Annotated in this window: 22 protein-coding genes; 10 read left to right on the top strand and 12 right to left on the bottom strand. The window is 71.0% G+C overall.

What is annotated here, in order from left to right; genetic code table 11:
* Positions 1-42 precede the first annotated feature (42 nt).
* Genes ACSHXN_RS29295 through ctaC form a run of 3 tightly spaced genes read right to left on the bottom strand, consistent with a single transcriptional unit; the run spans position 43 to position 3,130 of the window.
* Complete coding sequence (locus ACSHXN_RS29295; protein WP_355140571.1) at positions 43-441, bottom strand: cytochrome c oxidase subunit 4; 399 nt, start codon at positions 439-441, stop codon at positions 43-45.
* Positions 438-2,174 (bottom strand): aa3-type cytochrome oxidase subunit I, encoded by a 1,737-nt coding sequence (gene ctaD / locus ACSHXN_RS29290; RefSeq protein WP_345547755.1) that lies wholly within the window; start codon positions 2,172-2,174, stop codon positions 438-440. Before ctaD ends, ACSHXN_RS29295 begins: the two co-directional genes overlap by 4 nt.
* Positions 2,171-3,130, bottom strand: coding sequence for an aa3-type cytochrome oxidase subunit II (gene ctaC, locus ACSHXN_RS29285; protein WP_345547757.1), 960 nt, complete (start codon positions 3,128-3,130; stop codon positions 2,171-2,173). The genes ctaD and ctaC overlap by 4 nt, the downstream gene beginning before the upstream one ends.
* Before the next feature lie 290 nt (positions 3,131-3,420).
* Here ctaC and ACSHXN_RS29280 point away from each other — a divergent pair, with 290 nt between their 5' ends.
* Positions 3,421-4,797, top strand: coding sequence for a cysteine desulfurase/sulfurtransferase TusA family protein (locus ACSHXN_RS29280; RefSeq protein ID WP_438304243.1), 1,377 nt, complete (start codon positions 3,421-3,423; stop codon positions 4,795-4,797).
* Between the two features lie 17 nt (positions 4,798-4,814).
* Here the strand turns inward: ACSHXN_RS29280 and ACSHXN_RS29275 are convergent, their stop codons facing one another.
* Positions 4,815-5,789 carry a carbohydrate kinase family protein gene (locus tag ACSHXN_RS29275; RefSeq protein WP_355140569.1) on the bottom strand — a complete coding sequence of 325 codons (975 nt, stop codon included), beginning with the start codon at positions 5,787-5,789 and terminating at the stop codon, positions 4,815-4,817.
* Positions 5,790-5,921: 132 nt separating this feature from the next.
* On the opposite strand from ACSHXN_RS29275, the gene ACSHXN_RS29270 reads away from it, so the two are divergent.
* Together ACSHXN_RS29270 and ACSHXN_RS29265 are read left to right on the top strand one after the other, a co-directional pair.
* Positions 5,922-6,131 (top strand): hypothetical protein, encoded by a 210-nt coding sequence (locus tag ACSHXN_RS29270; protein WP_355140568.1) that lies wholly within the window; start codon positions 5,922-5,924, stop codon positions 6,129-6,131.
* Positions 6,132-6,312: 181 nt separating this feature from the next.
* Positions 6,313-7,827, top strand: coding sequence for a hypothetical protein (locus tag ACSHXN_RS29265; RefSeq protein ID WP_383356151.1), 1,515 nt, complete (start codon positions 6,313-6,315; stop codon positions 7,825-7,827).
* A 108-nt stretch (positions 7,828-7,935) separates the two neighbouring features.
* On the opposite strand, the gene ACSHXN_RS29260 is transcribed toward ACSHXN_RS29265, so the two are convergent.
* Positions 7,936-8,292 carry a HesB/IscA family protein gene (locus tag ACSHXN_RS29260; RefSeq protein ID WP_059132495.1) on the bottom strand — a complete coding sequence of 119 codons (357 nt, stop codon included), beginning with the start codon at positions 8,290-8,292 and terminating at the stop codon, positions 7,936-7,938.
* A 371-nt stretch (positions 8,293-8,663) separates the two neighbouring features.
* Here ACSHXN_RS29260 and nadA point away from each other — a divergent pair, with 371 nt between their 5' ends.
* Positions 8,664-9,848, top strand: a complete 1,185-nt coding sequence (nadA, locus tag ACSHXN_RS29255) for a quinolinate synthase NadA (protein ID WP_355140565.1) — start codon at positions 8,664-8,666, stop codon at positions 9,846-9,848.
* A gap of 484 nt (positions 9,849-10,332) precedes the next feature.
* Here the strand turns inward: nadA and ACSHXN_RS29250 are convergent, their stop codons facing one another.
* The 5 genes from ACSHXN_RS29250 to ACSHXN_RS29230 form a co-directional block, all read right to left on the bottom strand.
* A complete protein-coding gene (locus tag ACSHXN_RS29250) occupies positions 10,333-13,461 on the bottom strand; it encodes an efflux RND transporter permease subunit (protein ID WP_355140564.1) in 3,129 nt (1,042 codons plus the stop codon).
* Positions 13,462-13,652: 191 nt separating this feature from the next.
* Positions 13,653-14,333: a response regulator transcription factor gene (locus ACSHXN_RS29245; RefSeq protein ID WP_345547771.1), complete on the bottom strand. Its 681-nt coding sequence runs from the start codon at positions 14,331-14,333 to the stop codon at positions 13,653-13,655.
* A 22-nt stretch (positions 14,334-14,355) separates the two neighbouring features.
* Positions 14,356-15,585 carry a sensor histidine kinase gene (locus ACSHXN_RS29240; RefSeq protein WP_355140563.1) on the bottom strand — a complete coding sequence of 410 codons (1,230 nt, stop codon included), beginning with the start codon at positions 15,583-15,585 and terminating at the stop codon, positions 14,356-14,358.
* Between the two features lie 136 nt (positions 15,586-15,721).
* A complete protein-coding gene (gene pspAA / locus ACSHXN_RS29235) occupies positions 15,722-16,000 on the bottom strand; it encodes a PspA-associated protein PspAA (RefSeq protein ID WP_355140562.1) in 279 nt (92 codons plus the stop codon).
* Between the two features lie 36 nt (positions 16,001-16,036).
* Complete coding sequence (locus ACSHXN_RS29230) at positions 16,037-16,831, bottom strand: PspA/IM30 family protein (RefSeq protein ID WP_355140581.1); 795 nt, start codon at positions 16,829-16,831, stop codon at positions 16,037-16,039.
* Between the two features lie 299 nt (positions 16,832-17,130).
* On the opposite strand from ACSHXN_RS29230, the gene ACSHXN_RS29225 reads away from it, so the two are divergent.
* The 3 genes from ACSHXN_RS29225 (at position 17,131) to ACSHXN_RS29215 (ending at position 19,705) form a co-directional block, all read left to right on the top strand.
* A complete protein-coding gene (locus ACSHXN_RS29225; RefSeq protein WP_355140561.1) occupies positions 17,131-17,757 on the top strand; it encodes a DUF3043 domain-containing protein in 627 nt (208 codons plus the stop codon).
* An 83-nt stretch (positions 17,758-17,840) separates the two neighbouring features.
* The gene (locus ACSHXN_RS29220) at positions 17,841-18,542 is read left to right on the top strand and encodes a class I SAM-dependent methyltransferase (RefSeq protein WP_356291918.1); all 702 of its coding nucleotides are present in this window, start codon (positions 17,841-17,843) and stop codon (positions 18,540-18,542) included.
* 95 nt (positions 18,543-18,637) lie between these two features.
* Positions 18,638-19,705 carry a S1C family serine protease gene (locus ACSHXN_RS29215; RefSeq protein WP_355140560.1) on the top strand — a complete coding sequence of 356 codons (1,068 nt, stop codon included), beginning with the start codon at positions 18,638-18,640 and terminating at the stop codon, positions 19,703-19,705.
* A gap of 43 nt (positions 19,706-19,748) precedes the next feature.
* Here the strand turns inward: ACSHXN_RS29215 and ACSHXN_RS29210 are convergent, their stop codons facing one another.
* A complete protein-coding gene (locus ACSHXN_RS29210) occupies positions 19,749-19,961 on the bottom strand; it encodes a hypothetical protein (RefSeq protein WP_059132503.1) in 213 nt (70 codons plus the stop codon).
* 113 nt (positions 19,962-20,074) lie between these two features.
* On the opposite strand from ACSHXN_RS29210, the gene ACSHXN_RS29205 reads away from it, so the two are divergent.
* Complete coding sequence (locus ACSHXN_RS29205; RefSeq protein ID WP_355140559.1) at positions 20,075-21,274, top strand: bifunctional adenosylcobinamide kinase/adenosylcobinamide-phosphate guanylyltransferase; 1,200 nt, start codon at positions 20,075-20,077, stop codon at positions 21,272-21,274.
* Here the strand turns inward: ACSHXN_RS29205 and ACSHXN_RS29200 are convergent.
* Positions 21,263-22,333, bottom strand: coding sequence for a class I SAM-dependent methyltransferase (locus tag ACSHXN_RS29200; protein WP_355140558.1), 1,071 nt, complete (start codon positions 22,331-22,333; stop codon positions 21,263-21,265). The genes ACSHXN_RS29205 and ACSHXN_RS29200 overlap by 12 nt on opposite strands.
* A gap of 166 nt (positions 22,334-22,499) precedes the next feature.
* On the opposite strand from ACSHXN_RS29200, the gene cobT reads away from it, so the two are divergent.
* Both cobT and ACSHXN_RS29190 read left to right on the top strand, forming a co-directional pair.
* Complete coding sequence (gene cobT, locus ACSHXN_RS29195; RefSeq protein WP_355140557.1) at positions 22,500-23,585, top strand: nicotinate-nucleotide--dimethylbenzimidazole phosphoribosyltransferase; 1,086 nt, start codon at positions 22,500-22,502, stop codon at positions 23,583-23,585.
* 90 nt (positions 23,586-23,675) lie between these two features.
* Positions 23,676-25,484 carry a phosphatidylglycerol lysyltransferase domain-containing protein gene (locus ACSHXN_RS29190; RefSeq protein WP_355140556.1) on the top strand — a complete coding sequence of 603 codons (1,809 nt, stop codon included), beginning with the start codon at positions 23,676-23,678 and terminating at the stop codon, positions 25,482-25,484.
* The last annotated feature ends 11 nt before the right edge of the window (positions 25,485-25,495 follow it).

Genomic DNA, 25,495 nt, shown 5'->3' with positions numbered 1-25,495 from the left:
CACTCCTGACGGAGTGTCGGGCTCCCGTGCACTGGGTGCGTGTTACTGGGTGCGGTTCTCGCCGCGGTAGTACTCGAAGACCCAGCCCCACAGGCCCACCAGGATCAGCGGGGCCGAGAAGTACAGCAGCCACCAGCCGATCGCGATGGCCAGGAAGGCGAGCGCGCCGCCGACACCGAGGGCGAGCGGCTGCCAGCTGTGCGGGCTGAAGAAGCCGACCTCACCGGCGTCGTCCGCGACGTCGGCCTCCTTGTTGTCCTGGGCGCCCGTGTCGACCCGCCGGGCCGTGAAGGCCAGGTAGTAGCCGATCATGATGCTCAGGCCGAAGGCCAGGAAGAGCGCGGTGGTACCGGCCGGTTCCTTGGACCACAGGCCGTAGATGACGGCAATGGCCAGGATGAAGACGGCCAGCCAGATGAACATCTTGCCCTGGATCTTCACTTGCCGGCCTCCTTGCCACCGGAGACGGCCTTGCTGCCGGCACCCGCGTGCTCGAGCTGCTCGAGCGCAGTGATCTCCGGGTGGTGCAGGTCGAAGGCGGGGGATTCGGAACGGATGCGCGGCAGGGTGAGGAAGTTGTGCCGCGGCGGCGGGCAGGAGGTGGCCCACTCGAGGGAACGACCGTAGCCCCAGGGGTCGTCGACCCCGACCGGCTTGCCGTACTTGGCCGTCTTCCACACGTTGTAGAGGAACGGCAGGATCGACAGACCGAGCAGGAACGAGGAGATCGTCGACACCGTGTTGAGGGCGGTGAAGCCGTCGGCCGCGAGGTAGTCGGCGTAACGGCGCGGCATGCCCTCGGCGCCCAGCCAGTGCTGCACCAGGAAGGTGCCGTGGAAGCCGATGAACAGCGTCCAGAAGGTGATCTTGCCGAGGCGTTCGTCGAGCATCTTGCCCGTCATCTTCGGCCACCAGAAGTGGAAGCCGGCGAACATCGCGAAGACGACGGTGCCGAACACCACGTAGTGGAAGTGCGCGACCACGAAGTACGAGTCGGAGATGTGGAAGTCCATCGGCGGCGAGGCCAGGATGACGCCGGTCAGACCACCGAAGGTGAAGGTGATCAGGAAGCCGGTCGCCCAGAGCATCGGTGTCTCGAAGGACAACGATCCCTTCCACATCGTTCCGATCCAGTTGAAGAACTTCACGCCTGTCGGTACGGCGATGAGGAACGTCATGAAGGAGAAGAACGGGAGCAGTACGCCACCGGTGACGTACATGTGGTGCGCCCACACGGTCACGGAGAGGCCGGCGATGGCGATGGTGGCGCCGATCAGGCCCATGTAACCGAACATCGGCTTGCGACTGAAGACCGGGATGACTTCGGAGATGATGCCGAAGAACGGTAGCGCGATGATGTACACCTCTGGATGGCCGAAGAACCAGAAGAGGTGTTGCCATAGCAAGGCGCCGCCGTTGGCCGCGTCGAAGACGTGCGCACCGAACTTGCGGTCCGCCTCCAGGGCGAACAGCGCGGCCGCGAGGACCGGGAAGGCCAGCAGAACGAGCACACCGGTCAGCAGCACGTTCCACACGAAGATCGGCATGCGGAACATGGTCATGCCCGGTGCGCGCATGCAGATGATCGTGGTGATGAAGTTGACCGAGCCGAGGATCGTGCCGAAGCCGGAGAAGGCCAGACCCATGATCCACATGTCGGCGCCGATGCCCGGCGAGCGGACCGCGTCCGAGAGCGGGCTGTAGGCGAACCAGCCGAAGTCGGCCGCACCCTGGGGGGTGAGGAAGCCGCCGACCGCGATGGTCGAGCCGAACAGGTAGAGCCAGTAGGCGAACATGTTCAGCCGCGGGAACGCCACGTCGGGCGCGCCGATCTGCAGCGGCATGATCCAGTTCGCGAAACCGGCGAACAGCGGCGTCGCGAACATCAGCAGCATGATCGTGCCGTGCATCGTGAACGCCTGGTTGAACTGCTCGTTCGACATGATCTGCAGGCCCGGGCGGGCCAGCTCGGCGCGCATGAGCAGAGCCATGACGCCGCCGATGAGGAAGAACGCGAACGACGTGACCAGATACAGCGTGCCGATCGTCTTGTGGTCGGTGGTGGTCAGCCACTTGACGACGACGTTGCCGGGTCGCCTGGGCCGGACCGGCAGCTCGTTCTCGTACGAGTCTTCAGCTGCCGCGGCACCCTGGGGTTCGTTGAGGATGCTCACAGGTTGTTCGTCTCCCGGTTCTTCTCGTGGCTCGTCTGCGCGATGCCGGCGGGAATGTAACCGGTCTGCCCCTTCTTGGCGAGGTCCTTGAGGTGCTGCTCATAACGCTCGGGCGAGACGACCTTCACGTTGAACAGCATCCGGGAGTGGTCGACGCCGCACAGCTCGGCGCACTTGCCCCTGAAGGTGCCCTCCTGGTTGGGAGTCACCTGGAAGGCGTTGGTGTGGCCCGGAATGACGTCCTGCTTCATCAGGAACGGCAGCACCCAGAAGGAGTGGATGACGTCGCGCGAGGTGAGGACGAAGCGGACCGTCTTGCCCTTGGGAAGCCAGAGGGTCGGACCCGGGTTGCCCGTCTGCGGGTTCCGCGTGGCGGGCGTGCCGAAGTCGTAGACACCGCCGGCGTTCGCCGGGAAGTCGTCCTTGTACCGGGTGGGAATCGCGTCCAGGTTCGGATCTGTCTTCGCATCCCCCGTCACCCCGGCGAGCGGAGTGACGTAGTTGAAGCCCCAGCTCCACTGGTAGCCGACGACGTTGACCGTGACGTCGGGCTTCTTGGAGAGGTCGAGCAGCTTCGACTCGTCGCGGGCCGTGAAGTAGAACAGCACCGAGACGATGATGAGCGGCACAACCGTGTACAGGGCCTCGATCGGCATGTTGTACCGGGTCTGCGGAGGAACCTCGACCTTGGTGCGGCTGCGCCGGTGGAACATGGTGCTCCACAGGATCAGGCCCCACACCAGCACGCCGGTGGCCAGCGCGGCAGCCCAGGAGCCCTGCCACAGGGAGAGGATCCGCGGAGCCTCTTCCGTGGTCGGGGTGGGCATACCAAGGCGGGGGAAGTCCTTGTATGTGCAACCGGTAGCGGTCGCAAGGACCAGGCCCGCGGTCAGTGCCTGCAGCAGCTTCCGCCGCATCGGGCGCCGCGGCGAGCGGTCGGAGCCGTTGGGACTCACGTAGCGCCTTCCCGAGAGTCTCGCCCGCGCGGTCGGCTGCGGCCTTCTCGCTGGTCGGTCGCCGCCCTGCGTCGGGCAGGGGTTTGGATGTTTATGCGGACCAAACCCTACTGGACGCTATTTGGGGGCGCGCGGGGAGGGTGCCCAACGCGCCGCCGGTCACCCCGAAGGGGTGGAATGACCGCTTCTGGCCAGCATCTGACGGTGGTTCGAGGGTGGCACGGGGGTGGTTCGCGGGCCGCCCCGGACCTGCGCCGGGCCACCCGGTTCGCAGGAGTTAGCGTTGCGGTGTGTCCTACTTCGACGCCGCCTCCGCCGCTCCCCTCCACCCCGTCGCCCGCCAGGCGCTGCAGGCCTCGCTCGACGAGGGGTGGGCCGATCCTGCTCGTCTGTACCGCGAGGGCCGGCGGGCCCGGATGCTGCTGGACGCGGCACGGGAGGCGGCCGCCGAAACGGTCGGCTGCCGTCCGGACGAGCTGGTCTTCACCGCGTCCGGCACGCGGGCGGTGCACTCGGGGATCGAGGGGGTGCTGTCCGGCCGCCGCCGGGTCGGACGCCACCTGATCGTGTCAGCCGTCGAACATTCGTCGGTCCTTCATGCGGCGGAGGTGTTCGAAGCCGGCGACGGCACCGTGACCCGTGTTCCGGTCTCCCGCACGGGTTCGGTCGCGCCCGAGGCGTACGGGGCGGCGCTGCGTCCGGACACCGCGCTGGCCTGCCTCCAGTCGGCCAACCACGAGGTGGGGACGGTCCAGCCGGTCGCCGAGGTGGCCGCCCTGTGCCGCGCGGCCGGGGTGCCGCTGCTGGTGGACGCGGCGCAGTCGCTCATCTGGGGTCCGGTGGAGGGTGACTGGTCGGTACTGACGGCGAGTGCGCACAAATGGGGCGGCCCTTCCGGGGTGGGGCTCCTCGCGGTGCGCAAGGGGGTGCGGTTCGCACCCCAAGGCCCGGTGGACGAAAGGGAGTCGGGACGGGCGGCCGGGTTCGAGAACATCCCGGCGGTCGTCGCGGCGGCGGCGTCGCTGCGGGCCGTACGGGCGGAGGCGGCCGGGGAGGCGGTACGGCTGCGGGAGCTGACGGAGCGGATCCGGGCGCGGGTGCCCGCGCTGGTTCCCGATGTGGAGGTGGTGGGCGACCCGGTGCGCCGCCTGCCCGGCATCGTCACCTTCTCCTGTCTCTATGTCGACGGGGAGACATTGCTGCACGAGCTCGACCGGGCGGGTTTCTCCGTGTCGTCCGGCTCGTCGTGCACGAGCAGCACGCTGACGCCGAGCCATGTGCTGAAGGCGATGGGCGTGCTCAGCGAGGGCAACGTCCGCGTCTCGCTGCCCCTCGGCACACCGGCCGCGGAGGTCGAGCGGTTCCTCGCGGTGCTGCCGGACGCGGTCGCCGGCGTGCGCGCGAAGCTCGGCGCGCCGTCCCCGCGGACGGCCGGACCGCAGGACGCCCTGGTCGTCGACGCCCTGGGCAAGCGGTGCCCGATCCCCGTGATCGAGCTGGCGAAGGTCTTCGGGGACGTGCCGGTCGGCGGCACGGTGCGGGTCCTGTCCGACGACGAGGCGGCGCGCCTGGACATCCCGGCCTGGTGCGAGATGCGGGGGCAGGAGTACGTCGGTGAGGAGCCGGCGGAGCGGGGCTCCGCCTACCTGGTCCGCCGGCTCTCCTAGGGCGCGCCGCCCGGCGGTCAGACGAGGTGCTTCTGGACCTCGAGCGCGGCGTCGTCGCCGTACGCCTTGGTGAAGCGCTCCATGAAGTGGGCGCGGCGCAGCTGGTACTCCTGGGTGCCCAGCGTCTCGATGACCAGGGTGGCCACCATGCAGCCGACCTGGGCGGCGCGCTCCAGCGGGACGCCCCAGGCCAGGCCCGACAGGAAGCCCGCGCGGAAGGCGTCGCCGACGCCCGTCGGGTCGACCTTCCCCGTCTCCTCGGGCACGCCGACCTCGATCGGGTCCGCGCCGGACCGCTCGATGCGCACACCCCGCGAGCCGAGCGTGGTCACCCGGTGGCCGACCCTGCCGAGGATCTCCGCGTCGGTCCAGCCCGTCTTGGTCTCGATGAGCCCCTTCTCGTACTCGTTGGAGAAGAGGTAGGTCGCCCCGTCCACCAGTATCCGGATCTCGTCGCCGTTCATACGTGCGATCTGCTGCGAGAAGTCGGCGGCGAACGGGATGGACCGGGTGCGGCACTCCTCCGTGTGGCGCAGCATCGCCTCCGGGTCGTCGGCGCCGATCAGCACCAGATCCAGACCGCCCACCCGGTCGGCGACCGTCTTCAGCTCGATGAGCCGGGCCTCGCTCATGGCACCGGTGTAGAAGGAGCCGATCTGGTTGTGATCGGTGTCCGTGGTGCATACGAAGCGGGCCGTGTGCTGGGTCTCGGAGATGCGCACGGAGGCCGTGTCCACCCCGTGCCGGTCCAGCCAGGCCCGGTACTCGTCGAAGTCCGAGCCCGCCGCGCCGACCAGGACCGGCCCGGTGCCGAGCTGCCCCATGCCGAAGGCGATGTTCGCGCCCACACCGCCGCGGCGTACGTCGAGACGGTCCACCAGGAAGGAGAGGGAGACCGTGTGCAGCTGGTCCGCGACCAGCTGGTCGGCGAAGCGGCCGGGGAAGGTCATCAGGTGGTCGGTGGCGATGGAGCCGGTGACTGCGATACGCACGGCGAGGACACGCTCCTGTGGCAAAAGGGATTGACAGTCCACGCTACCCGGTCGACCCGGCCGTCTGAAGCAGGAAAAACTACCCGATAGTAGATCTTTCTTCGCGGGTCCGACCGAGCCTACCGTTCCCTCATGACGAAGATCGAGGTCCACGGCAGCGTTCCGCTCGACCTGGAGGGCGACCTGGCGTCGCTGCCGAAAGACAGCGCCCGGATGGCTCCCCACTGGGCGGCCCCCGCGAAAACCGCTGCGCTGCCGGTCTCCCCGTCCCTGATCCACGGCGTCAGCGTGCCGCCCGCCTCGGCCCGACTGCTGGACGCCATGTCGGACTACGGGGACTGACCGGCCGCAGGGACCGACCGGGCGCCCGCACCCGCATGCGCGCCCGGAAGGGAACCGCGCGCTCCCCCGCAGCGTCCCATCGCCGTCCCCTGTACAGGGGATGCGGTGTACGACCTTGCCGTGGCGTCGTGCCGTACGGCGGGGTCCGCCGGGACAGCAGTGGAGCCGAAGGAGCGATGCGGTGAACACCGAGCGACCCGACGACGCGCGTGACGCCACCGAGGTCACCGAGGGTGCGGAGGCGGCCGTGCCGCGCCGGCGACGTTCCCGCGCCGCCGTCGCCTCGGTGGTCACCGCGGTGCTGCTCGTCGGGGGCGGCACCGCGTACGTCGCGGCGACCGCGTCCGGCGGATCGGGCGACTCCGCGGCGCCGGGCGGGGACGGCACTCCCCCGGCGCTGGCCCTCGACGGCTACAGCGACGGACGTACCTCCGGTATCGCGGTCGGCGAGCCCGACCCGTACGGCACGGCCTACACCGTGGCGGCCCGGCTCCCGGACGGCCCGAAGTCTGCACACGTGTACTGGGCGAGGGACGCGGTGGCCGAGGAGGAGGTGGCCCGGCTCGCCGAGGCCCTGCGGCTGAGCGGCACCCCGCGACTCGTGGGCGACACCTGGCAGGTGGGATCGGTCAAGGACGGCGCCGAGCCGAATCTGCGCGTGGGCAGGAACGCGCCGGGGACGTGGACGTTCAGCACCTCCCTGCCGGGCACCGACAACTGCCCGAGGGGCAAGGCGTGCAGGCCGTCCGGGTCCGGGCCCGCGGATACGCGGCCGGTGAGCGAGGAGGCGGCGAAGAAGGCGGCCGCTCCCGTGCTGAAGGCGGTCGGCCAGGACGACGCGAAGCTGAACGCGTCCCAGCTCATGGGGCGGGTGCGGGTGGTGAACGCGGAGCCCCGGGTGGGGGGTCTGCCGACGCACGGCTGGACGACCGGCCTCCGGATCGACTCCGACGGCGAGGTGATCGGTGGCAGCGGGAATCTCGGCACACCGGTCGAGGGCGCCGCCTATCCCGTCATCGGCGCGAAGAAGACCCTGGACCTGATGAACGGCGCGCCCCCGTCGTACGGCCGCAAGGGCATCGGCGGCTGCGCGAGCCCGGTGCCGCTCAAGGACCGGGACGAGGCGCCCTGCCGGGCGTCGACCGCACTGCCGGGACGGCCCTCGGCGGTCGTGACGGGAGCGGTGTTCGGGCTGGCCGTGCATTCCGTGGGCGCGAAGCCGGTGCTGGTGCCGTCGTGGCTCTTCCAGGTGCGTCCTGCGGGCACCGGGGACACCTTCACGGTGGCGCATCCGGCGGTCGACCCGCGGTATCTGGCGGCCCCGCAGCCACCCGGACAGCCGAGCCCGCGGACCGGCGGCCCGAGTGATCACCCCTCGTCGGCGCCGGCCACGCGCGATGTGAAGGTCATGGGATACACCGCGGACGACCGGACCGTGACCGTCGCCTACATGGGCGGGGTCTGCGCCGACTACACGGCATCCGTGCGCGAGACCCCCGACAGGGTGACGGTCACCGTGACCGAGACGCCCTGGAAGGGCAAGGTCTGCATCATGATCGCCAAGACCTACCACGAGACGCTGCATCTGAAGGCGCCGCTCGGCGGTCGCACGGTGGTGGGCTCGGACGGCGACGAGATCCCGAAGGAGACGGCCGGCGCACTGCCGAAGAGCCCCTCCGGCGGCGCGGCTCGATAGACACGGCAGGCGCAGCGGGCCGGCGGAAAAGCCGGAGGCGGCGTCCCCTGTCGGGGGGACGCCGCCTCCGTACGTCTGCCGGTCACCGTCGCGGTGGCCGGTGCCGGCTCAGCTGAAGGAGTCGCCGCAGGCGCAGGAACCCGTGGCGTTCGGGTTGTCGATGGTGAAGCCCTGCTTCTCGATGGTGTCGACGAAGTCGATCGTCGCACCGCCCAGGTACGGGGCGCTCATGCGGTCGGTGACGACCTTCACGCCGCCGAAGTCCTTCGCCACGTCGCCGTCGAGGGCGCGCTCGTCGAAGAAGAGCTGGTAGCGCAGGCCGGAGCAGCCACCGGGCTGAACGGCGACACGCAGCGCAAGGTCTTCACGACCTTCCTGGTCGAGCAGGGCCTTGACCTTGGCCGCAGCGGCGTCGGTCAGGATGATGCCGTCGGTGACGGTGGTGGTCTCGTCCTGTACGGACATCTACATCTCTCCCGGGTTGTACGGAGACTGCTTGCCGACGATTGCAACCGGCGTGGCCGCGGATTCATTCCGGGCCGAGCGCGTTTCTTTTCGCTACCCCATTCATGCTCGCACACGCGCCGGAACACGCACACCGGCCCGTGGCCGCCGCGGGGGACACCGTCGTGTCGCCTGCGGTATTCCTCCTGGACCACCGGACGATCCCCCGCGGATGGGCGGCCGGGGCGGGCCGGGATTCACGTCACATGGACGCAATGCCCATCGTCAAACTGACGTGAAGCGGTTATGATAGATAGCGTCAATTCGACGAAAAGGCATGTCCCGCCGGCCCCTTCGGGCCGGCGAGCCGCAGAACAGAAAGGGTGCGTGTCGTGACCACCGCCCAGACCCAGGAGCTCGACGTACAGCCGACGCCCCTCGCCCTGCTGCTGCTCGGCCGTGAGGCCGATCCCAGGAGCGAGCGCGGCGTCGAGTGTCCCGGCGACCTGCCCTCCCCCTCCGACCCGGACCTGGTGGAGCGTGCCCGCGCGGCCAAGGAGAAGCTCGGGGACAAGGTCTTCGTGCTCGGTCACCACTACCAGCGCGACGAGGTCATCCAGTTCGCGGACGTCACGGGCGACTCCTTCAAGCTGGCCCGTGACGCCGCGGCGCGACCGGACGCCGAGTACATCGTCTTCTGCGGTGTGCACTTCATGGCGGAGTCGGCGGACATCCTGACCTCCGACGACCAGAAGGTGGTTCTGCCGGACCTGGCGGCCGGGTGCTCCATGGCGGACATGGCCACGGCCGAACAGGTCGCCGAGTGCTGGGACGTGCTGACCGAGGCGGGCATCGCCGAGCAGGTCGTGCCGGTCTCCTACATGAACTCCTCCGCCGACATCAAGGCGTTCACGGGCAAGCACGGCGGCACCATCTGCACGTCGTCGAACGCCGAGCGGGCCCTGGAGTGGGCGTTCCAGCAGGGTGAGAAGGTCCTGTTCCTTCCGGACCAGCACCTCGGCCGCAACACCGCGGTGCGGGACATGGGGATGTCGCTGGAGGACTGCGTCGTCTACAACCCGCACAGGCCGAACGGCGGGCTCACCGCCGAGGAACTGCGCGCCGCGAAGATGATCCTGTGGCGCGGTCACTGCTCGGTCCACGGCCGCTTCAGCCTGGACTCGGTCAACGACGTGCGGGAGCGGATCCCCGGCGTGAACGTGCTCGTCCACCCCGAGTGCAAGCACGAAGTCGTCGCCGCGGCGGACTACGTCGGTTCGACGGAGTACATCATCAAGGCGCTCGAGGCGGCCCCGGCCGGCTCCAAGTGGGCCGTCGGTACGGAGCTGAACCTCGTACGCCGGCTGGCGAACCGTTTCGCGCCGGAGGACAAGGAGATCGTCTTCCTCGACAAGACGGTGTGCTTCTGCTCGACGATGAACCGCATCGACCTGCCGCATCTGGTATGGGCACTGGAGTCGCTGGCCGAGGGGAACCTGGTCAACCGCATCGAGGTCGACAAGGAGACGGAGGCCTTCGCGAAGCTGGCGCTGGAGCGGATGCTGGCACTGCCGTAGCGCTGCCGCTGGGCTGTTGGGGGTTGCGCGGTCCCCCGCGGATCGGTCGGGGTGCGTCGGCGACTACCCGCCCGTCGTGGGGTTTGCGCAGAGCCCCGCGCCCTCAAGAACCCGCGTCGGCGACTACCCGCCCGACGCGGGTTCTGCGCAGAGCCCCGCGCCCCCATCAGCGGGCGTCGACGACTACCCCTCCGACGCGGGGTTTGCGCGGTTCCCCGCGGGTCGGTCGGAGTGCGTCAGCGACTACCCGCCCGACGCGGGGTTGCATAGAGCCCCGCGGGTCGGTCGGGGTGCGTCATCGACTACCCCTCCGACGCGGGGTTTGCACAGAGCCCCGCGCCCCCATCAGCGCGCGTCGGCGACTACCCGCCCGACGCAGGTTCTGCGCAGAGCCCCACGCCCCTGTCGGGGCGTTGGTGGCGTGTGAATGCAGAGGCCCGGTCCGCACCAACGTGCGGACCGGGCCTCTGCCGTACCCGGAGGACTACACCCCCGCGGGCTCCGGCTCGCCGGACTCGGACTCCGCCGGCTCGACGGTGCCCGTCTTGTTCGCGCGCTTCGCCGCCCTCTTCTTCGCGCGGCGCTCCTTGCGGAGCTCCAGCATCGCGTACAGGGTCGGCACCAGCAGGAGCGTCAACAGCGTCGACGAGACCAGACCGCCGATCACCACCACCGCCAGCGGCTGGGCGATGAAACCGCCCTCGCCCGTGACGCCCAGGGCCATCGGCAGAAGCGCGAAGATGGTGGCCAGGGCCGTCATCAGGATCGGGCGCAGACGGTGGCGACCGCCCTCGATCACGGCTTCGACGACGCCGTAACCCTGCTTGCGGTACTGGTTGATCAGGTCGATCAGCACGATCGCGTTGGTCACCACGATGCCGATCAGCATCAGCATGCCGATCATCGCCGGTACGCCCATCGGGGTGCCCGTCGCGATGAGCAGGCCGATGGCGCCCGTCGCCGCGAACGGGATGGAGACCAGCAGGATCAGCGGCTGCGCCAGGCTGCGGAACGTCGCGACCAGCAGCATGAACACGATCGCCACCGCGGCGAGCATGGCCAGGCCCAGGTTCTTGAACGCGTCGTCCTGGTCCTGCGAGACACCGCCGATCTGCGCCGTCGCACCCGCGGGCAGCTTCAGTGCGTTGATCTTCGACTGGAGGTCCGTACTCACCGCGCCGGTGTTGTCACCGGTGGGGCGCGCCGTGATCGTGGCGGCCCGCTGACCGTCGATACGGGTCATCGAGACGGGGCCGTCCACGAGCTGCACCGTGGCGATGTCGCCCAGCTTCACCGCCCCGAGCCGCAGGTCCTTCAGCTGCCCCAGCGTCTGCGCCGGCTTCGCCGCCCGGACGACGACGTCCCGCTCGGTGTCGTCGAGGACCGCCGTGCCCGCCTTGGTGCCCTGCACGGCCTCGGTGACGGCCGCGCCCAGCGTCTGGTCGGTGAAACCGGCCGCGGCCGCACGGGAGTTGGCCTTGACCGAGATACGCGGCACGCTCTGCGCCAGGTCGCTGCTCACATCGGTGACGTCCTTGAGCTTCGCCACCTCGGTGCGGACCTGCTCGGAGGCCTTGCGCAGCGCGTCCCCGTCGGCCGCCTTCACGACCACCTTCAGGTCCTGGCTGCCGAAGCCGTCACCGGCCGCCACCGTGGTCGCGCCGATCCCGGAGAGCCCGGCGATGCCGTCCTCGATGCGCTTCTGCACGTCCTCGTACTTGGCGGACCCGTCCAGCATCACCGTGTACGACGCCTGGTTGGTGTCGGTGCTGCCGCCGAACGCCGCGAGGAACCCGGACGAGCCGATCGTGACCTGGTAGTCCTTGACGCCCTTCGTCCCGGCGAGCATGTTCTCGACCTTCTTGGCCTGCTCGTCCGTCGCCGACAGGCTCGTACCCGGCTTCAGCTTCTGCTTGATGTTGAGGACTTCCTGCTCGCCCTGGTCGAAGAAGTTCGTCTTCAGCAGCGGCGCCATGCCGAAGGTGCCGATCAGGACGACCACCGCGATCGCCACACTGGTGAGGCGGCGGCGGGTCGCGAAGCGCAGCACGGGCACGTAGAAGCGCTGCAGACGGCTCCGCGCCTCCTTCGCCTCGGCCGCGCGGCGCGCCTCCTCCGCGTCCTGCGACATGCCCTTCGGGGTGCGCAGGAACCAGTACGACAGGACCGGGACGACGGTCAGCGACACCACGAGTGAGGCGAGCAGGGCAGCCGTGACCGTGAGGGAGAACGAGCCGAACAGCTCGCCCACCACACCGCCGACCAGGCCGATCGGCAGGAAGACCGCCACCGTCGTGAGCGTCGACGAGGTCACCGCTCCGGCCACCTCGCGCACCGCGGTGAGAATCGCCGTCTCCCGCTCCTCGCCGTAGCCGAGGTGCCGCTTGATGTTCTCCAGGACCACGATCGAGTCGTCGACGACACGGCCGATGGCGATGGTCAGCGCGCCGAGCGTGAGCACGTTCAGCGACACGTCGCGCGTCCACAGGACGATCAGGGCGAGGACCACCGACAGCGGGATCGAGACGGCCGTGACGAGGGTGGAGCGCACCGACGCCAGGAAGACCAGGATCACCAGGACCGCGAAGAGCAGGCCCAGCGCACCCTCACTGGTCAGACCGCGGATGGACTTGGAGACCGCCGGGCCCTGGTCGCTGACCACGGTGACGGTCGCGCCCGAACCGAGGTCCTTGCGCAGGTCCGGCAGCTTGTCCTTGACCGCGTTGGAGATCGCGACCGCGCTGCCGTCGTGGTCCATCGTCACGTTCACGGCGAGGCTGGGCTTGCCGTCCGTACGGGTGATGGAGTCGGCCTTGGCCTCCTCCTGCCGGACCGTGGCGACGTCGCCGAGGCGCACCGGCTTCGTGCCCGGCCGGCCCGCGACCATCAGGTCCTGGATCTGCTGCAGCGAGGTGAAGCCGCCGCCGACCTGGACCGTGCGGTTGCTGCCGTTCTCGTCGAAGGAGCCCGCGGGGACCGTCGCGCCGCCCGCCTGCAGGGCCTGGCCGAGCACGACCGTGGTCAGCCCGGCCTTGGCGAGCGCGGCGTTGTCGGGCGTGACGGCGACCTGGACGTCGCGCACGCCGGCGACGGTGACCTGGCCGACCCCGCTGATGTCCTTCAGCGAGGGCACCACGGTCTTGTCGAGCTGGTCGGACAGGGCCTGCTGGTCCTTGTCGGAGGTGACGGCGAGGACCACGGCCGGGATGTCGTCGGTCGAACCGGCGATGACCTGCGGGTCGACCGAGTCCGGGAGCTGGGCGCGGGCCCGGTTCACGGCCTGCTGCACGTCCGCGACGAGCTGCTTGCTGTCGTTGTCGTAGTCGAAGGACGCCATGATGACGGCGTTGCCCTCGCTCGCCGTGGAGGTGACGCCCTGGATGCCGGAGACGGCCTTCAGGGTGTTCTCGAGGGGCTCGACGACCTGCTTCTCGACCACGTCCGGGGACGCGCCCTGGTACGGAGCCAGGACGGACACGACGGGCAGGTTGATGGTGGGCAGGAGCTGCTGTTTGAGCTGTGGGATCGCGATCGCCCCGAAGACGAGCGCGACGATCGACATCAGCGCTATCAGGGCCCGTTGCGCGAGGCTGAATCGTGACAGCCAGGACATGGGTCGGCGTCTCTCTCTGTGGCTGAGCGGAAGGACGGGGACGCAGATGAGCCCCCACCCCTACACCCTGCTGCATCGGAGGGTGCCGATCCGTCGCCCCACGGTCGATTTCCCCGGGCCGCGCCTACTGCGGACGCAGTACGGCCCGATGCGACTCGCTCCACCCGTGGACGTACCGGGCCGGAACCCGCTCACTCCGACCTCGGACGCACCAGCCCCGACTCGTAGGCGATGACGACCAGTTGCGCCCTGTCCCGCGCTCCCAGCTTGGCCATGGCACGGTTGACGTGCGTCTTCACCGTCAGCGGGCTGACCTCGAGCCGTTCGGCGATCTCGTCGTTGGAGTGACCGCCCGCGACCTGCACGAGCACCTCCCGTTCGCGTCCGGTCAGCGTGCCCAGGCGGTCGGAGCGTGCCGGATCGCGCCCGTCGTCGTCCGGGCCCTGGGCGAGGAAACGGGCGATGAGCCCCTTGGTGGCGGCGGGCGACAGCAGCGCCTCGCCGCCGTTCGCGACCCGGATGGCGTTCAGCAGTTCCTCGGGCTCGGATCCCTTGCCGAGGAAGCCCGACGCCCCGGCGCGCAGCGACTGCACGACGTAGTCGTCGACCTCGAAGGTCGTCAGGATGACCACCCGGACGTGGGCGAGGGCGGGATCGGCGCTGATCAGCCGGGTGGCGGCGAGACCGTCGGTCCCGGGCATCCGGATGTCCATGAGGACGACGTCGGCGCGCCGTTCCCCGGCCAGCCGGACCGCCTCCGCGCCGTCGGACGCCTCGCCCACCACCTCCATGTCCGGCTCGGAGTCGACGAGGACGCGAAAGGCGCTGCGCAGCAGTGCCTGGTCGTCGGCCAGCAGGACGCGGATGGTCATACGGGTCCTCCCGGGGCGGCGGTCATACGGTCTCCCCTGCCGTCGTCGTCGCACGGTTCCTGACCGGAAGGATCGCATGGACCCGGAAGCCGCCTCCGTAGCGGGGACCGGCGGCGAGGGTCCCGCCCAGGGCGGTGACGCGCTCACGCATCCCGAGCAGGCCGTGCCCGCCGTGCCCGTCGTCCTCGGGCCCCGGGTCCTCGCCCGTCCCGTCGTCGAGGATCGTGATCTCCACCGCCGGTCCCACCCGCACCACGCTGACCTCGGCCTTCGCCCGCTGTCCTGCGTGCTTCTGCACATTGGTCAGGGCCTCCTGGATGACCCGGTAGGCGGCCAGGTCGACGGCGGCCGGCAGGGCGGTGTCGTGGTCGGCGCGGGCGACCTCGACGGGGAGACCGGCGTTGCGGAAGGTGTCGGCGAGCTCGTCGAGGCGGGCGAGGCCCGGGGCGGGCTCGGTCGGTGCCTCGGGGTCACCGGACTGCCGGAGCAGGCCGACGGTGGCGCGCAGTTCGTTGAGTGCGGAGCGGCTGGCCTCGCGGACGTGGGCGAGGGCCTCCTTCGCCTGGTCGGGCCGTCTGTCCATGACGTGTGCCGCGACCCCGGCCTGCACGTTCACCAGGGCGATGTGATGGGCGACGACGTCGTGCAGATCACGGGCGATGCGCAGCCGCTCCTCGGCGACACGGCGGCGGGCCTCCTCCTCGCGGGTGCGTTCCGCCCGCTCCGCGCGCTCCCTGATGGCGTGCACGAAGGCGCGCCGGCTGCGCACGGCGTCGCCGGCGGCCGCGGCCATGCCCGTCCAGGCGAAGAGGCCGAGGTTTTCCTGGGCGTACCAGGGGACGGTGCCCGCGAGCATGGCGGCGCCGGTCAGAGCGGTCATGGTGAGCAGCCCGACGCGCCAGGTGGTGGGGCGGTCGGTGGTGGCGGCGACGGTGTAGAGAGCGACGACCGCGGACATGGCGACGGGGACACGGGGGTCGGCGGTGACCAGTTCCACGAGGGAGAGTGCGGCCGTGACGGCGAGTACGGTCACGGGCCTTCTGCGGCGGAACACCAGGGCCGCCGCGCTGAGCACCAGCAGGGTGAGGCTGGGCGCGGCCGGGGTGCGCGCACCCCAGGTGGGGCCGTCCTGCCCGTGGGGGTCGACGAAGGAGCCGACCACCATGCAGACGAGGACGCCGAAGGCGAGGGCGGCGTCCAGGCCGAGCGGGTGGGCGCGGAGGCCGTCCCTGGTGCGTTCTAGGGTGCTCACCTCAGCAAAGGTACGGCGCGCCCGCTGCGGGCGGAACGGATGCCGTACGGCGTAGACCGGCGTGGGCGCCCAGGTCCGTCCCCGGACCGGGCCGCACACTGCGGGCGGCCCCGGCCCGGAACGACGGCATCGGCGCTCAGCCCGGGATCAGCCCGTCGTCGTTCAGCATCTCGCGGACCTCGGCGAGGCTCGCGTCCGGTGACGGCAGGATCAGCTCCGACGGTTCGAGGGAGTCGTCCGGGAGCGGGGAGCCCAGGCGGCGCACCGCGTCCAGGAGGGCGCCCAGAGTACGGCGGAAGCCCTCCTCGTCACCGCCCTCCATCTCCCGGAGCAGTTCGTCGTCCAGCTTGTTGAGCTCGGTGAAGTGGGCGTCGTCCAGCTTCACCTGCCCCTCCCCCATGATCCGTACGATCATCTCGCCCTCCTCAGGGGGACGCGGTGGATGACAGCGTCACTGCTTGTCGAAGCGCGGGGTGTCCTGCGGCTGGGACTGGTTCTGCCCTTGGCCCGTGCCGCCCTCGATGGCCTGGGGCTGGGCGGACCCGCCGGCCAGCTCCGCCTTCATGCGCTGCAGTTCCAGCTCCACGTCCGTGCCGCCGGAGAGCCGGTCCAGCTCCGCCTGGATGTCGTCCTTGGCCATGCCGGAGGGGTCGTCGAGGGCGCCGGAGGCCAGAAGTTCGTCGATGGCGCCGGCACGGGCCTGGAGCTGCGCGGTCTTGTCCTCGGCGCGCTGGATGGCCAGGCCGACGTCGCCCATCTCCTCGGAGATCCCGGAGAAGGCCTCGCCGATGCGGGTCTGTGCCTGGGCCGCCGTGTACGTCGCCTTGATGGTCTCCTTCTTCGTGCGGAAGGCGTCCACCTTCGCCTGGAGACGCTGGGCCGCCAGCGTGAGCTTCTCCTCCTCGCCCTGCAGGGTCTGGTGCTGGGTCTCCAGATCCGTCACCTGCTGCTGGAGCGCGGCGCGCCGCGACAGCGCCTCACGGGCCAGGTCCTCCCGGCCGAGGGCGAGCGCCTTGCGGCCCTGGTCCTCGAGCTTGGTGGACTGGCTCTGGAGCTGGTTGAGCTGCAACTCCAGGCGCTTGCGGCTGGTCGCCACGTCCGCGACACCGCGGCGCACCTTCTGCAGCAGCTCCAGCTGCTTCTGGTACGAGTAATCGAGGGTCTCGCGCGGGTCCTCGGCCCGGTCAAGGGCCTTGTTCGCCTTCGCGCGGAAGATCATCCCCATACGCTTCATCACACCGCTCATGGGCTTCGCGCGCCCCCTTCTGACGGACTCCAGCTCACAGGTCTGCGACAGGACCCACAGTACGGTCCCTGCATCCATTACCGCACTGTTCGCGGCCGGATGCGGTCATCCCCAAGGACGACTGCCCCCGGTTCCGCTCCGGCGTAGGGAGTAGGAGTGCCCCGGGGTTACGTGCGGGGTGATTCCCGGATTCCCTCGGCCGTCCGACGGAAGAACGCCGGCGGTCTTCCTTTTAGGGCCCCTCTGTCCCCATACAGACGACGGGTGTTGCCGGATCGTTCCCCATCCGGCTGGGGTCCATGCGCGGGTACCCCGTACCCTTGGGTTTTGTGTTCCGTAGCCGTGCCAAGGACGAGAAGGCCCCCGCCGACAAGGCGCAGGTGACCCTCTCCAAGCAGACCCGTGACCCGCAGGCCCCGAAGGGCAGGCCCACGCCCAAGCGCAGTGAGGCCCAGTCCCAGCGGCGCAGCGTCGCCAATACGCCGACGACGCGCAAGGACGCCGCCCGGCGCCAGCGCGACGATCGCCGCGCCGCCATGGAGCGGCAGCGCCAGGCACTGGCCGGCGGTGACGAGCGGTATCTGCCGGCCCGGGACAAGGGCCCGGTGCGCAAGTTCGCCCGCGACTACGTGGACTCCCGCTTCAACGTCGCGGAGTTCTTCCTGCCGCTCGCCGTGGTCATTCTCGTGCTGAGCGTGGTGCGGGTGCCCCAGCTGCAGAACATCGCGCTGCTGCTGTGGCTCGTCGTGATCATCCTGATCGTGCTGGACTCGGTCTTCTCCGCCTACCGGCTGCGGAAGCGGCTCGCCGAACGCTTCCCGGACCAGAACAAGCGGGGTGCCGTCCCCTACGCGCTCATGCGCTCCCTGCAGATGCGCCGGCTCCGCCTGCCGAAGCCTCAGGTCAAGCGCGGAGAGCGGCCCTGAGCACGGACTCTTTTTCCGGGGGGGCCGCGGATGCCTGGCTGAGCAAGCTGGGCGGTCTGCGTGACGTGGTGCGGCAGGAGCTGGTGGCGCGGCAGCTCGACGAGCAGATAGCCGCACGGTTCGCGGTCGGACGGCGGCTCCGGGTGCTCGACGTGGGCATGGGCCAGGGCACCCAGGCACTGCGTCTGGCCCGCGCCGGGCACCGGATAACCGGGCTCGAGCAGGACCCGAAGATGGTGTCCGTGGCGCGCCGGGCCGTCTCCGCGGAGCCCGAGGGCATCCGGGAACGCGTGCGGATCATCGAGGGCGACGGCCGGGACACGGGAGTGCACTTCCTGCCCGGCAGCTTCGACGTGGTGCTGTGCCACGGGGTGCTGATGTACGTCGAGGAGCCCGATCCGCTGCTGGCGGGGCTGGCCCGGATGCTCGCCCCCGGCGGTCTGCTGTCGCTGCTCGTCCGCAACGCGGACGCGCTGGCCATGCGGCCGGGTCTGTCCGGCGACTGGGCGACCGCGCTCGGCGCCTTCGACACGGCGGCCTACACGAACCGGCTCGGTCTCGAGGTGCGCGCGGACCGGCTGGAGCGGCTGACCGCCACGCTCGCGGGCATCGGGGCACCGCTGCACACGTGGTACGGGGTGCGGGTCTTCACCGACATCGCTCCGGACGGGACCGAGCCGCCCGTCGACGCCGAAACGCTGCTGGCGGCCGAGGAGCGCGCCGGCCGGACGGATCCGTACCGGGGGGTCGCAGCACTGCTGCACCTGTGCGGAGTGCGGGGCTGACGGTACGCGGCGCCGACGGGCGCCGCCCCGGGCGAATACCTCCGTTCGGACGCACCGGGAAAGCGGTCGGGGCGTCCTGAACCGACACTCGGGACATGGCCCCTTCCCGTGTCCGCGCCCTGCGCGCGCTGTGCGCACCGCTTCTGGTCTGCTCGCTGATACCGCTCGCCGGCTGCACCGGGTCCGGCACCTCCGCCGGGGTGCAGACGTCGGCGAGCCCACGGGCCACCGTCACCTCGGCGGGTGACACGCTGGAGAGCGAATACCAGCGGGTCATCAAGAACGTGCTGCCGTCCGTCGTGCAGATCCAGTCAGGTGACGCTCTGGGCTCCGGTGTGGTCTACGACGCGAGAGGCCATATCGTCACCAACGCGCACGTGGTCGGGGACGCGAAGAGGTTCCAGGTGACCACGGCGAACAGCGAGGCCGTGCTCTCCGCGAGCCTCGTGTCCTCGTATCCGGAGCAGGATCTCGCCGTCATCAAGCTGGACAAGGTGCCGGCCGGACTGAAGCCGGCCGTGTTCGGGGATTCGGCACAGGTGGCGGTGGGGCAGATCGTCCTCGCCATGGGCTCGCCGCTCGGGCTGTCCTCGAGCGTGACGCAGGGGATCGTGTCGGCGACCGGACGGACCGTCAGTGAGGGGTCCACGGACGGCACGGGCGCCACCATCGCGAACATGGTGCAGACCTCGGCGGCCATCAACCCGGGCAACAGCGGCGGCGCACTCGTCAACCTCGACAGCCAGGTCATCGGAATCCCCACGCTCGCCGCCATCGACCCCGACCTGGGGGGCGGCGCGGCGCCCGGCATCGGCTTCGCGATCCCCGCGTCCACGGTGCGGACGATCGCCGACCAGATCATCAAGACCGGCAGGGTGACCGCCTCGGGGCGGGCCGCGCTCGGCATCACCGGGCGCACGGTGGTGAACGGCACCTACCAGCCGGTCGGCGTGGCCGTGGTCGAGGTGCACGGCGGCGGCGCGGCCGCCAAGGCCGGTCTGCGGGCCGGGGACATCATCACCAAACTGGGTGGCACCGGCATCACCACGATGACGACCCTCGCCGAGGCGCTCGCCGACGCCAGGCCGGGGCAGAGGACGACGATCACCTACCGGCGCGCTGGAAGCACAAAAACCGTCGGGATCGTCCTGGGCGAGCAGTGAGGCGGCGGGCGAGGGCCTCGGCCCCCGCCCACGCGAGGTAGGCCTACGCGTCTTCGGCGTGCAGGCTCATCGGCCCGTAGATCTCCGTCGTGTCCTCGAACAGCCGCACCTGGTCGGCGCCTCCGTCGCGCAGCTCCTTCCAGTGCTCCCCGATCCAGGACTCGGCGTCCCCCTGCGTGGTGAACTCCTCGGGCGCGACCGCGGGCTGGACCTCCGCCCCGTCGGCCTTCTCGAACCGCCACGTCCATGCCGCCATGTACGCCTCCAGGATGTGAGCACATGCAGAGCAGAAGCCGGATCTTGGTCCGGCTGCTGCCATGAGCCTAGCCGGACGCGCAACACCTGCGGAGACCCGGGAAAATCAGGTGCGTGGAAGCGACTGTGCTCGGTACCGGTGCCCCGGCGGGACTGCCCCGCCCCGACTGCCGCTGTGCGGCCTGCGCGCGAGCGCTGGGCCGGGATGCGCGCGCGGCGACCGCTGTGCTCGTGGACGAAACACTGCTGCTGGATCTGACGCCGGGTGCGGTCTTCGCGGCCGCCCGTGCCGGGCGGTCGCTGGCCGCGGTGCGCCAGGTGCTGCTGACGCACCCGCACGACGGTCCCCCGGTCGAGGTACCCGCGGGGCTGCCGCAGCCCGGACGGGTGCCGGACGGGCGGGAGCTGGCGCTGATGACCGGGCACCGGGTGCGGGCCGTCGCGATGGACTCGCCGGGCACGGGCTATGCGGTGACCGGTCCGGACGGGCTGCGGCTGCTGTATCTGCCGCCGGGCGCGGCACCCGCGGGCCTGGAAGCGCCGGTGGAGCCGTACGACCTGGTGCTCGCCGACGTCGTGGGGCGACCGGACGCGGCGGCGAAGCTGCGCGCGGTGGGGGCGATCGGGCCGGCCACCGACATCGTGGCCGTCCATCTCGACCACGACGTGCCGCCGGGCGCGGAGCTGCGGCGGCGGCTCGCGGCGGCGGGGGCACGGGCGGTGCCGGACGGGACGACGCTGACGGTCGGGGTCGCCGAGGACGCCCCCGAGGTGCCGCGGCGCACCCTCGTGCTGGGCGGGGCACGCTCGGGCAAGTCGGTGGAGGCGGAGCGGCGGCTCGAGGCGTTCCCCGACGTGCTGTACGTGGCGACGGGCGGGTCACGGAACGGGGACACCGAGTGGGCGGCCCGGGTGGCGGCGCACCGGGAGCGGCGGCCCGGCTCCTGGCGCACCACCGAGACGTGCGATCTGGTGCCGCTGCTCGGGGAGGAGGGGTCCCCGCTGCTGATCGACTGTCTGTCGCTCTGGCTGACCGACGCGATGGACGGGGTCGGCGCGTGGGACGACGCGGAGTGGGCGGGCGGCGGCGAGCGGGCGCTGCGGGCCCGGGTGGAGGAGTTGGCGGCGGCGGTGCGCGGGACGCGCCGCACGGTCGTCGCCGTCTCGAACGAGGTCGGCTCGGGCATCGTCCCGGCGACCGCCTCCGGACGCCGCTACCGCGACGAACTCGGGCGCCTGAACGCGGCGTTCGCGGCGGAGTGCGAGCATGTGCTGCTGGTGGTGGCCGGGCAGGCGCTCACGCTACGCGGGTGACCTGGTCGTACGCGCGATGATCCGGTAGGCGTTCGAGAAGCGGGTGCGCCGCAGCAGCGGTGCCAGCGTGTGGTCCAGGGCCGTCGCCGTCGCGACCAGTGGTGTGGCGGCCCCCACCAGAACCGAGCGGAGCCTGCGCCCGAACGCGGTGGGCCGGACGGCCCGCCACGGCGCGTCGGGCGCCGGCAGGACCCGGGCCAGGGCGAGGGTCACGGCGCCGGCGATGTCGTACGGCGTGTGCGGCTCACGGCGGTCCGTGGCGACGACGACACAGCCCAGGGACTCCAGTTCGGCCAGCAGGTTGCGCAGTGGCATCAGATGGAGGTGGCGCGGTCGGCCGTAAGGGACCCACCACTTGCCGAGCAGGGCGCCGAACGTGCAGTCGGGGTCCGGGACTTCGATGAGCAGATGGCCGCCGGGCCGCAGCACGGTCAGGGCGGCGCGCAACTCCGCGCGCGGGTCGGGGGTGTGCTCCAGATGGTGGAACATGCTGACGACGTCGTAGCGGGAGCACAGCCGCGCGAGGACCTCGGGGTCGGTGAGGAGCCCCTGGTGGGCCTCTTCCACGCGGCCCGCGGCCCGTGCGCGCTCCACACGCCCGGTGGCGTCGAGGCCGTCGAAGGACGTGTACGGGTGGATCTCCCTGGCCGCTTCCGGGAAGTGGCCGTGCCCCGTGCCGACGTCGAGCCAGCTCTCCGGCTCGGGGAAGGGCAGCATCGCGCGGGCCGCGGCGCGATGGCGCCGGGCGCTGTCCCGCGCGGTGAGGAGGCGTTCGGCGAAGCCGTCGATCCCCGCCCGGCCCTCGTGCGGGTCGTGGTGGTGGAAGGCGAGTCCCTCGGCGGTGAGCCGGGGGTTCTGGAAGGCGTGGGCACAGTCCCGGCACTCGTCGACGACGAAGGTGCCCGGCTTGTGCTGCACGGGGTCGGACGTGCGCAGCTGCCTGGAGCCGCACCAGGGGCAGTCGTCGCGGCGCGGCTCCTGCAACCGGCCGGTGCCGGGGGTGAGTTCACCGGGGCTCCCGGCGCGGCGCTCGTCGTCCGGCTGCGGGGTGGCGGGCATGGGCGGCTCCTGTGGCGGCAGGGACGACGTACGCCTGGGACGAGGGGTGCGACGACACACGACAACAAGTGTGTAAACGGTACGTAGGGGATCTTGCTCACGGACGCAATGACGTGCCGTCGACGTGGCGCGTCGGGGTTCGACCGCTGCCGGTACTGTTCGGCCAATGAGCTCGCTTAATCTCGACGACTTCACCGATCTGATCGAGCGTCCCGACGGCGGGGTGCGCCGCGACGCGGAGGCGCGCCGGGAGCGTCAGAGCGTGCCGCCCGGCGCGCTGGGCCGCCTCGACGAACTGGGTGAGTGGCTGGCGGCGGCGCAGTCCGCTGTGCCGGTGCGGCCGGTCGAGCGACCGCGCATGGTGCTGTTCGCGGGCGATCACGGGGTCGCCGCGCTCGGCGTGTCCGCACGGCCCGCGGGCAGCGCGGACCGTTTGGTGCGGGCGGTACTGGAGGGCGGGAGCCCCGCGTCGATCCTGGCGCGGCAGCTGAACGTGCCGGTGCGCGTGGTCGACATGGCGCTCGACTGCGATCCGGGCGAACTGCCGGAGGACGTCGTACGGCATCGGGTGCGGCGCGGCAGCGGGCGCATCGACATCGAGGACGCCCTGACGCCCGAGGAGGCGGAGGCAGCGTTCCGGGCGGGTGTCGCGGTCGCGGACGAGGAGGCGGACGGCGGCACGGACCTCGTGGTCCTCGGTGATGTGAGCGTCGGCGGTACGACGGCGGCGGCCGTGCTGGTCGCCGCGCTGTGCGGGACGGACGCGTCCGTGGTCACCGGGCGCGGCGGTCTGCCGATCGACGATCTGGCGTGGATGCGCAAGTGCGCGGCCGTGCGTGACGCGCTGCGGCGGGCCCGCCCGGTGCTGGGCGATCAGCTCCAGTTGCTGGCGGCGGTGGGCGGTGCCGACCTGGCCGCGATGACGGGCTTCCTGCTGCAGTGCGCCGCGCGCAAGACCCCGGTGATCCTGGACGGGGTCGTCTCGGCGGCGTGCGCGCTGGTCGCCCAGCGGGTCGCGTTCCGGGCGCCGGACTGGTGGCTGGCCGGGCAGAACAGCGGAGAGCCGGCGCAGGCGAAGGCGCTGGACCGGATGGCGCTGGAACCGCTGCTCGACCACGGGGTGACGGTCGGCGAGGGGGCCGGCGCCCTGCTGGCGCTGCCGCTCGTCCAGGCCGCGGCGGCGCTGTCGGCCGAGCTTCCGGACAAGCCCGTGGAGGCGGGCGAGAGCGGGGACGCGGAGCAGCCGGAGTAGACACGGGGCGGGCCCGGCCCCACGCCCTGCCGGATTCCGCCTGCGCCCGCTCCGTCGCACACCCGGCGGCACCCCATATCATCACCCTTCATGGGAGATGTCCGTTTTCATACGGAACAGGAACACACCGCTCGGCCGGGAGGCGGGACGCGGCGGTCCAGCCGGGTTTCCCGGCGGGCCGCCGCGTTCGCCGTCTGGTACCTGCGGGCCGTCACGTTCATCAACTTCCTCTCCGCCGTGTGGGTCTCCCTCGGGCAGGACGTGCGACGGCACAACCAGGAGAACCTCTTCACCCCGTACCTGCTGACCGCGGGTTTCGCCTCCGGCGCCTTCACGATGTTCCTCGCCGTCACCATGCGGCGCCGCAAGCGGGCCGCCTGGATCCTCAACCTCGTGCTCAGCGGGCCGTTCCTGGTGCTGTTCGCCTTCGCCATGCTCTTCCCGGAGATCCGGCAGTACGCGCAGAACTGGGTCTCCCTGGTGCTCACCGCCGCCTTCGTGGGCTCGCTGCTGACGGGGCGCCGGGAGTTCTACGCCAAGGGCGACCGCGCCAACCCGCGGCTCGCCGCCGCCGTGGCCGTCGGCGGCCTGCTCGGCTCCTCCCTGCTCGCCGCCCTCCTCGTGACCGTCACCAACACCGCGCAGGACGCCGGGCGTTCGACCTTCGCGGAACGCTGGCGCTACGGCACGCTCCGGCTCGTCTCGGTCGCCGGGGACAGGGCGCACCACCCGGGGATCGCGACACCCAACTGGGTCGACATCGCCATCAACGTCTTCAGCACGCTGCTGGTCCTCGCCGTCCTGTACGCCGCCTTCCGCTCCCGGCGCGCCGTCGACCCGATCAGCGAGGACGACGAGAAGAGGCTGCGGGTGCTGCTCGAGCGGCACGGCGACCGGGACTCGCTCGGGTACTTCGCACTGCGCCGGGACAAGAGCGTGATCTGGTCGCCCACCGGCAAGGCGGCGGTCGCCTACCGCGTCGTCGGCGGGGTGTCGCTCGCCTCCGGCGACCCGCTCGGTGATCCGGAGGCCTGGCCCGGCGCCATCGAACCCTGGCTCGCCGAGGCGCGCGCGCACGGCTGGATCCCCGCCGTGATGGGCGCGAGCGAGGAGGCCGGGACCGTGTACGCACGGCACGGGCTGGACGCACTCGAGCTCGGTGACGAAGCCGTCGTGGACGTCGCCGAGTTCACCCTCGAAGGACGCGCCATGCGCACCGTCCGCCAGGCCTACAACCGGGTGAGGCGCGCCGGGTACACGGTCCGCGTCCGGCGCCACGCGGACATTCCCGCCGACGAGATGGAGTTCCTCGTCCGGAAGGCCGACGACTGGCGCGACGGGGCCACCGAGCGCGGTTTCAGCATGGCGCTGGGACGGCTCGGAGACCCGCGCGACGGGCAGTGCGTGATGCTCGAGTGCAGGGACGGCCGCGCCCGCGAAGGGACCGGGGAGCTGCGGGCGCTGCTGTCCTTCGTGCCATGGGGGCCGCACGGCCTCTCGCTCGACCTGATGCGGCGCGACCGGGACTCCGAGAACGGGCTCATGGAGTTCATGGTCCTCGAACTGCTGCGGCGCGCATCGGAGATCGGGGTCACCCAGGTGTCGCTCAACTTCGCCATGTTCCGCTCCGTCTTCGAACGTGGTGCCCGCCTCGGCGCCGGACCGGTGCTGCGGCTGTGGCGCTCCCTGCTCAGCTTCTTCTCGCGCTGGTGGCAGATCGAGTCGCTGTACCGGGCCAACGCCAAGTACCGGCCCATCTGGGAGCCCCGGTTCCTGCTCTTCGAGAAGAGCGCGGACCTGCTGCGCATCGGCGTCGCCTCGGCACGCGCCGAAGGGTTCCTGGAGGCTCCGGGGCTGCCGAAGTGGCTCCACCGCAAGCACCTGCAGTCGTACAGATGAGGAGCCCCGGA

This window comes from Streptomyces sp. HUAS TT11, from assembly GCF_051553595.1.
Lineage (GTDB): Bacteria > Actinomycetota > Actinomycetes > Streptomycetales > Streptomycetaceae > Streptomyces.
The sequence above is the reverse complement of the archived record's forward strand: the minus strand, read 5'-3'. Positions and strand labels throughout refer to the sequence as shown.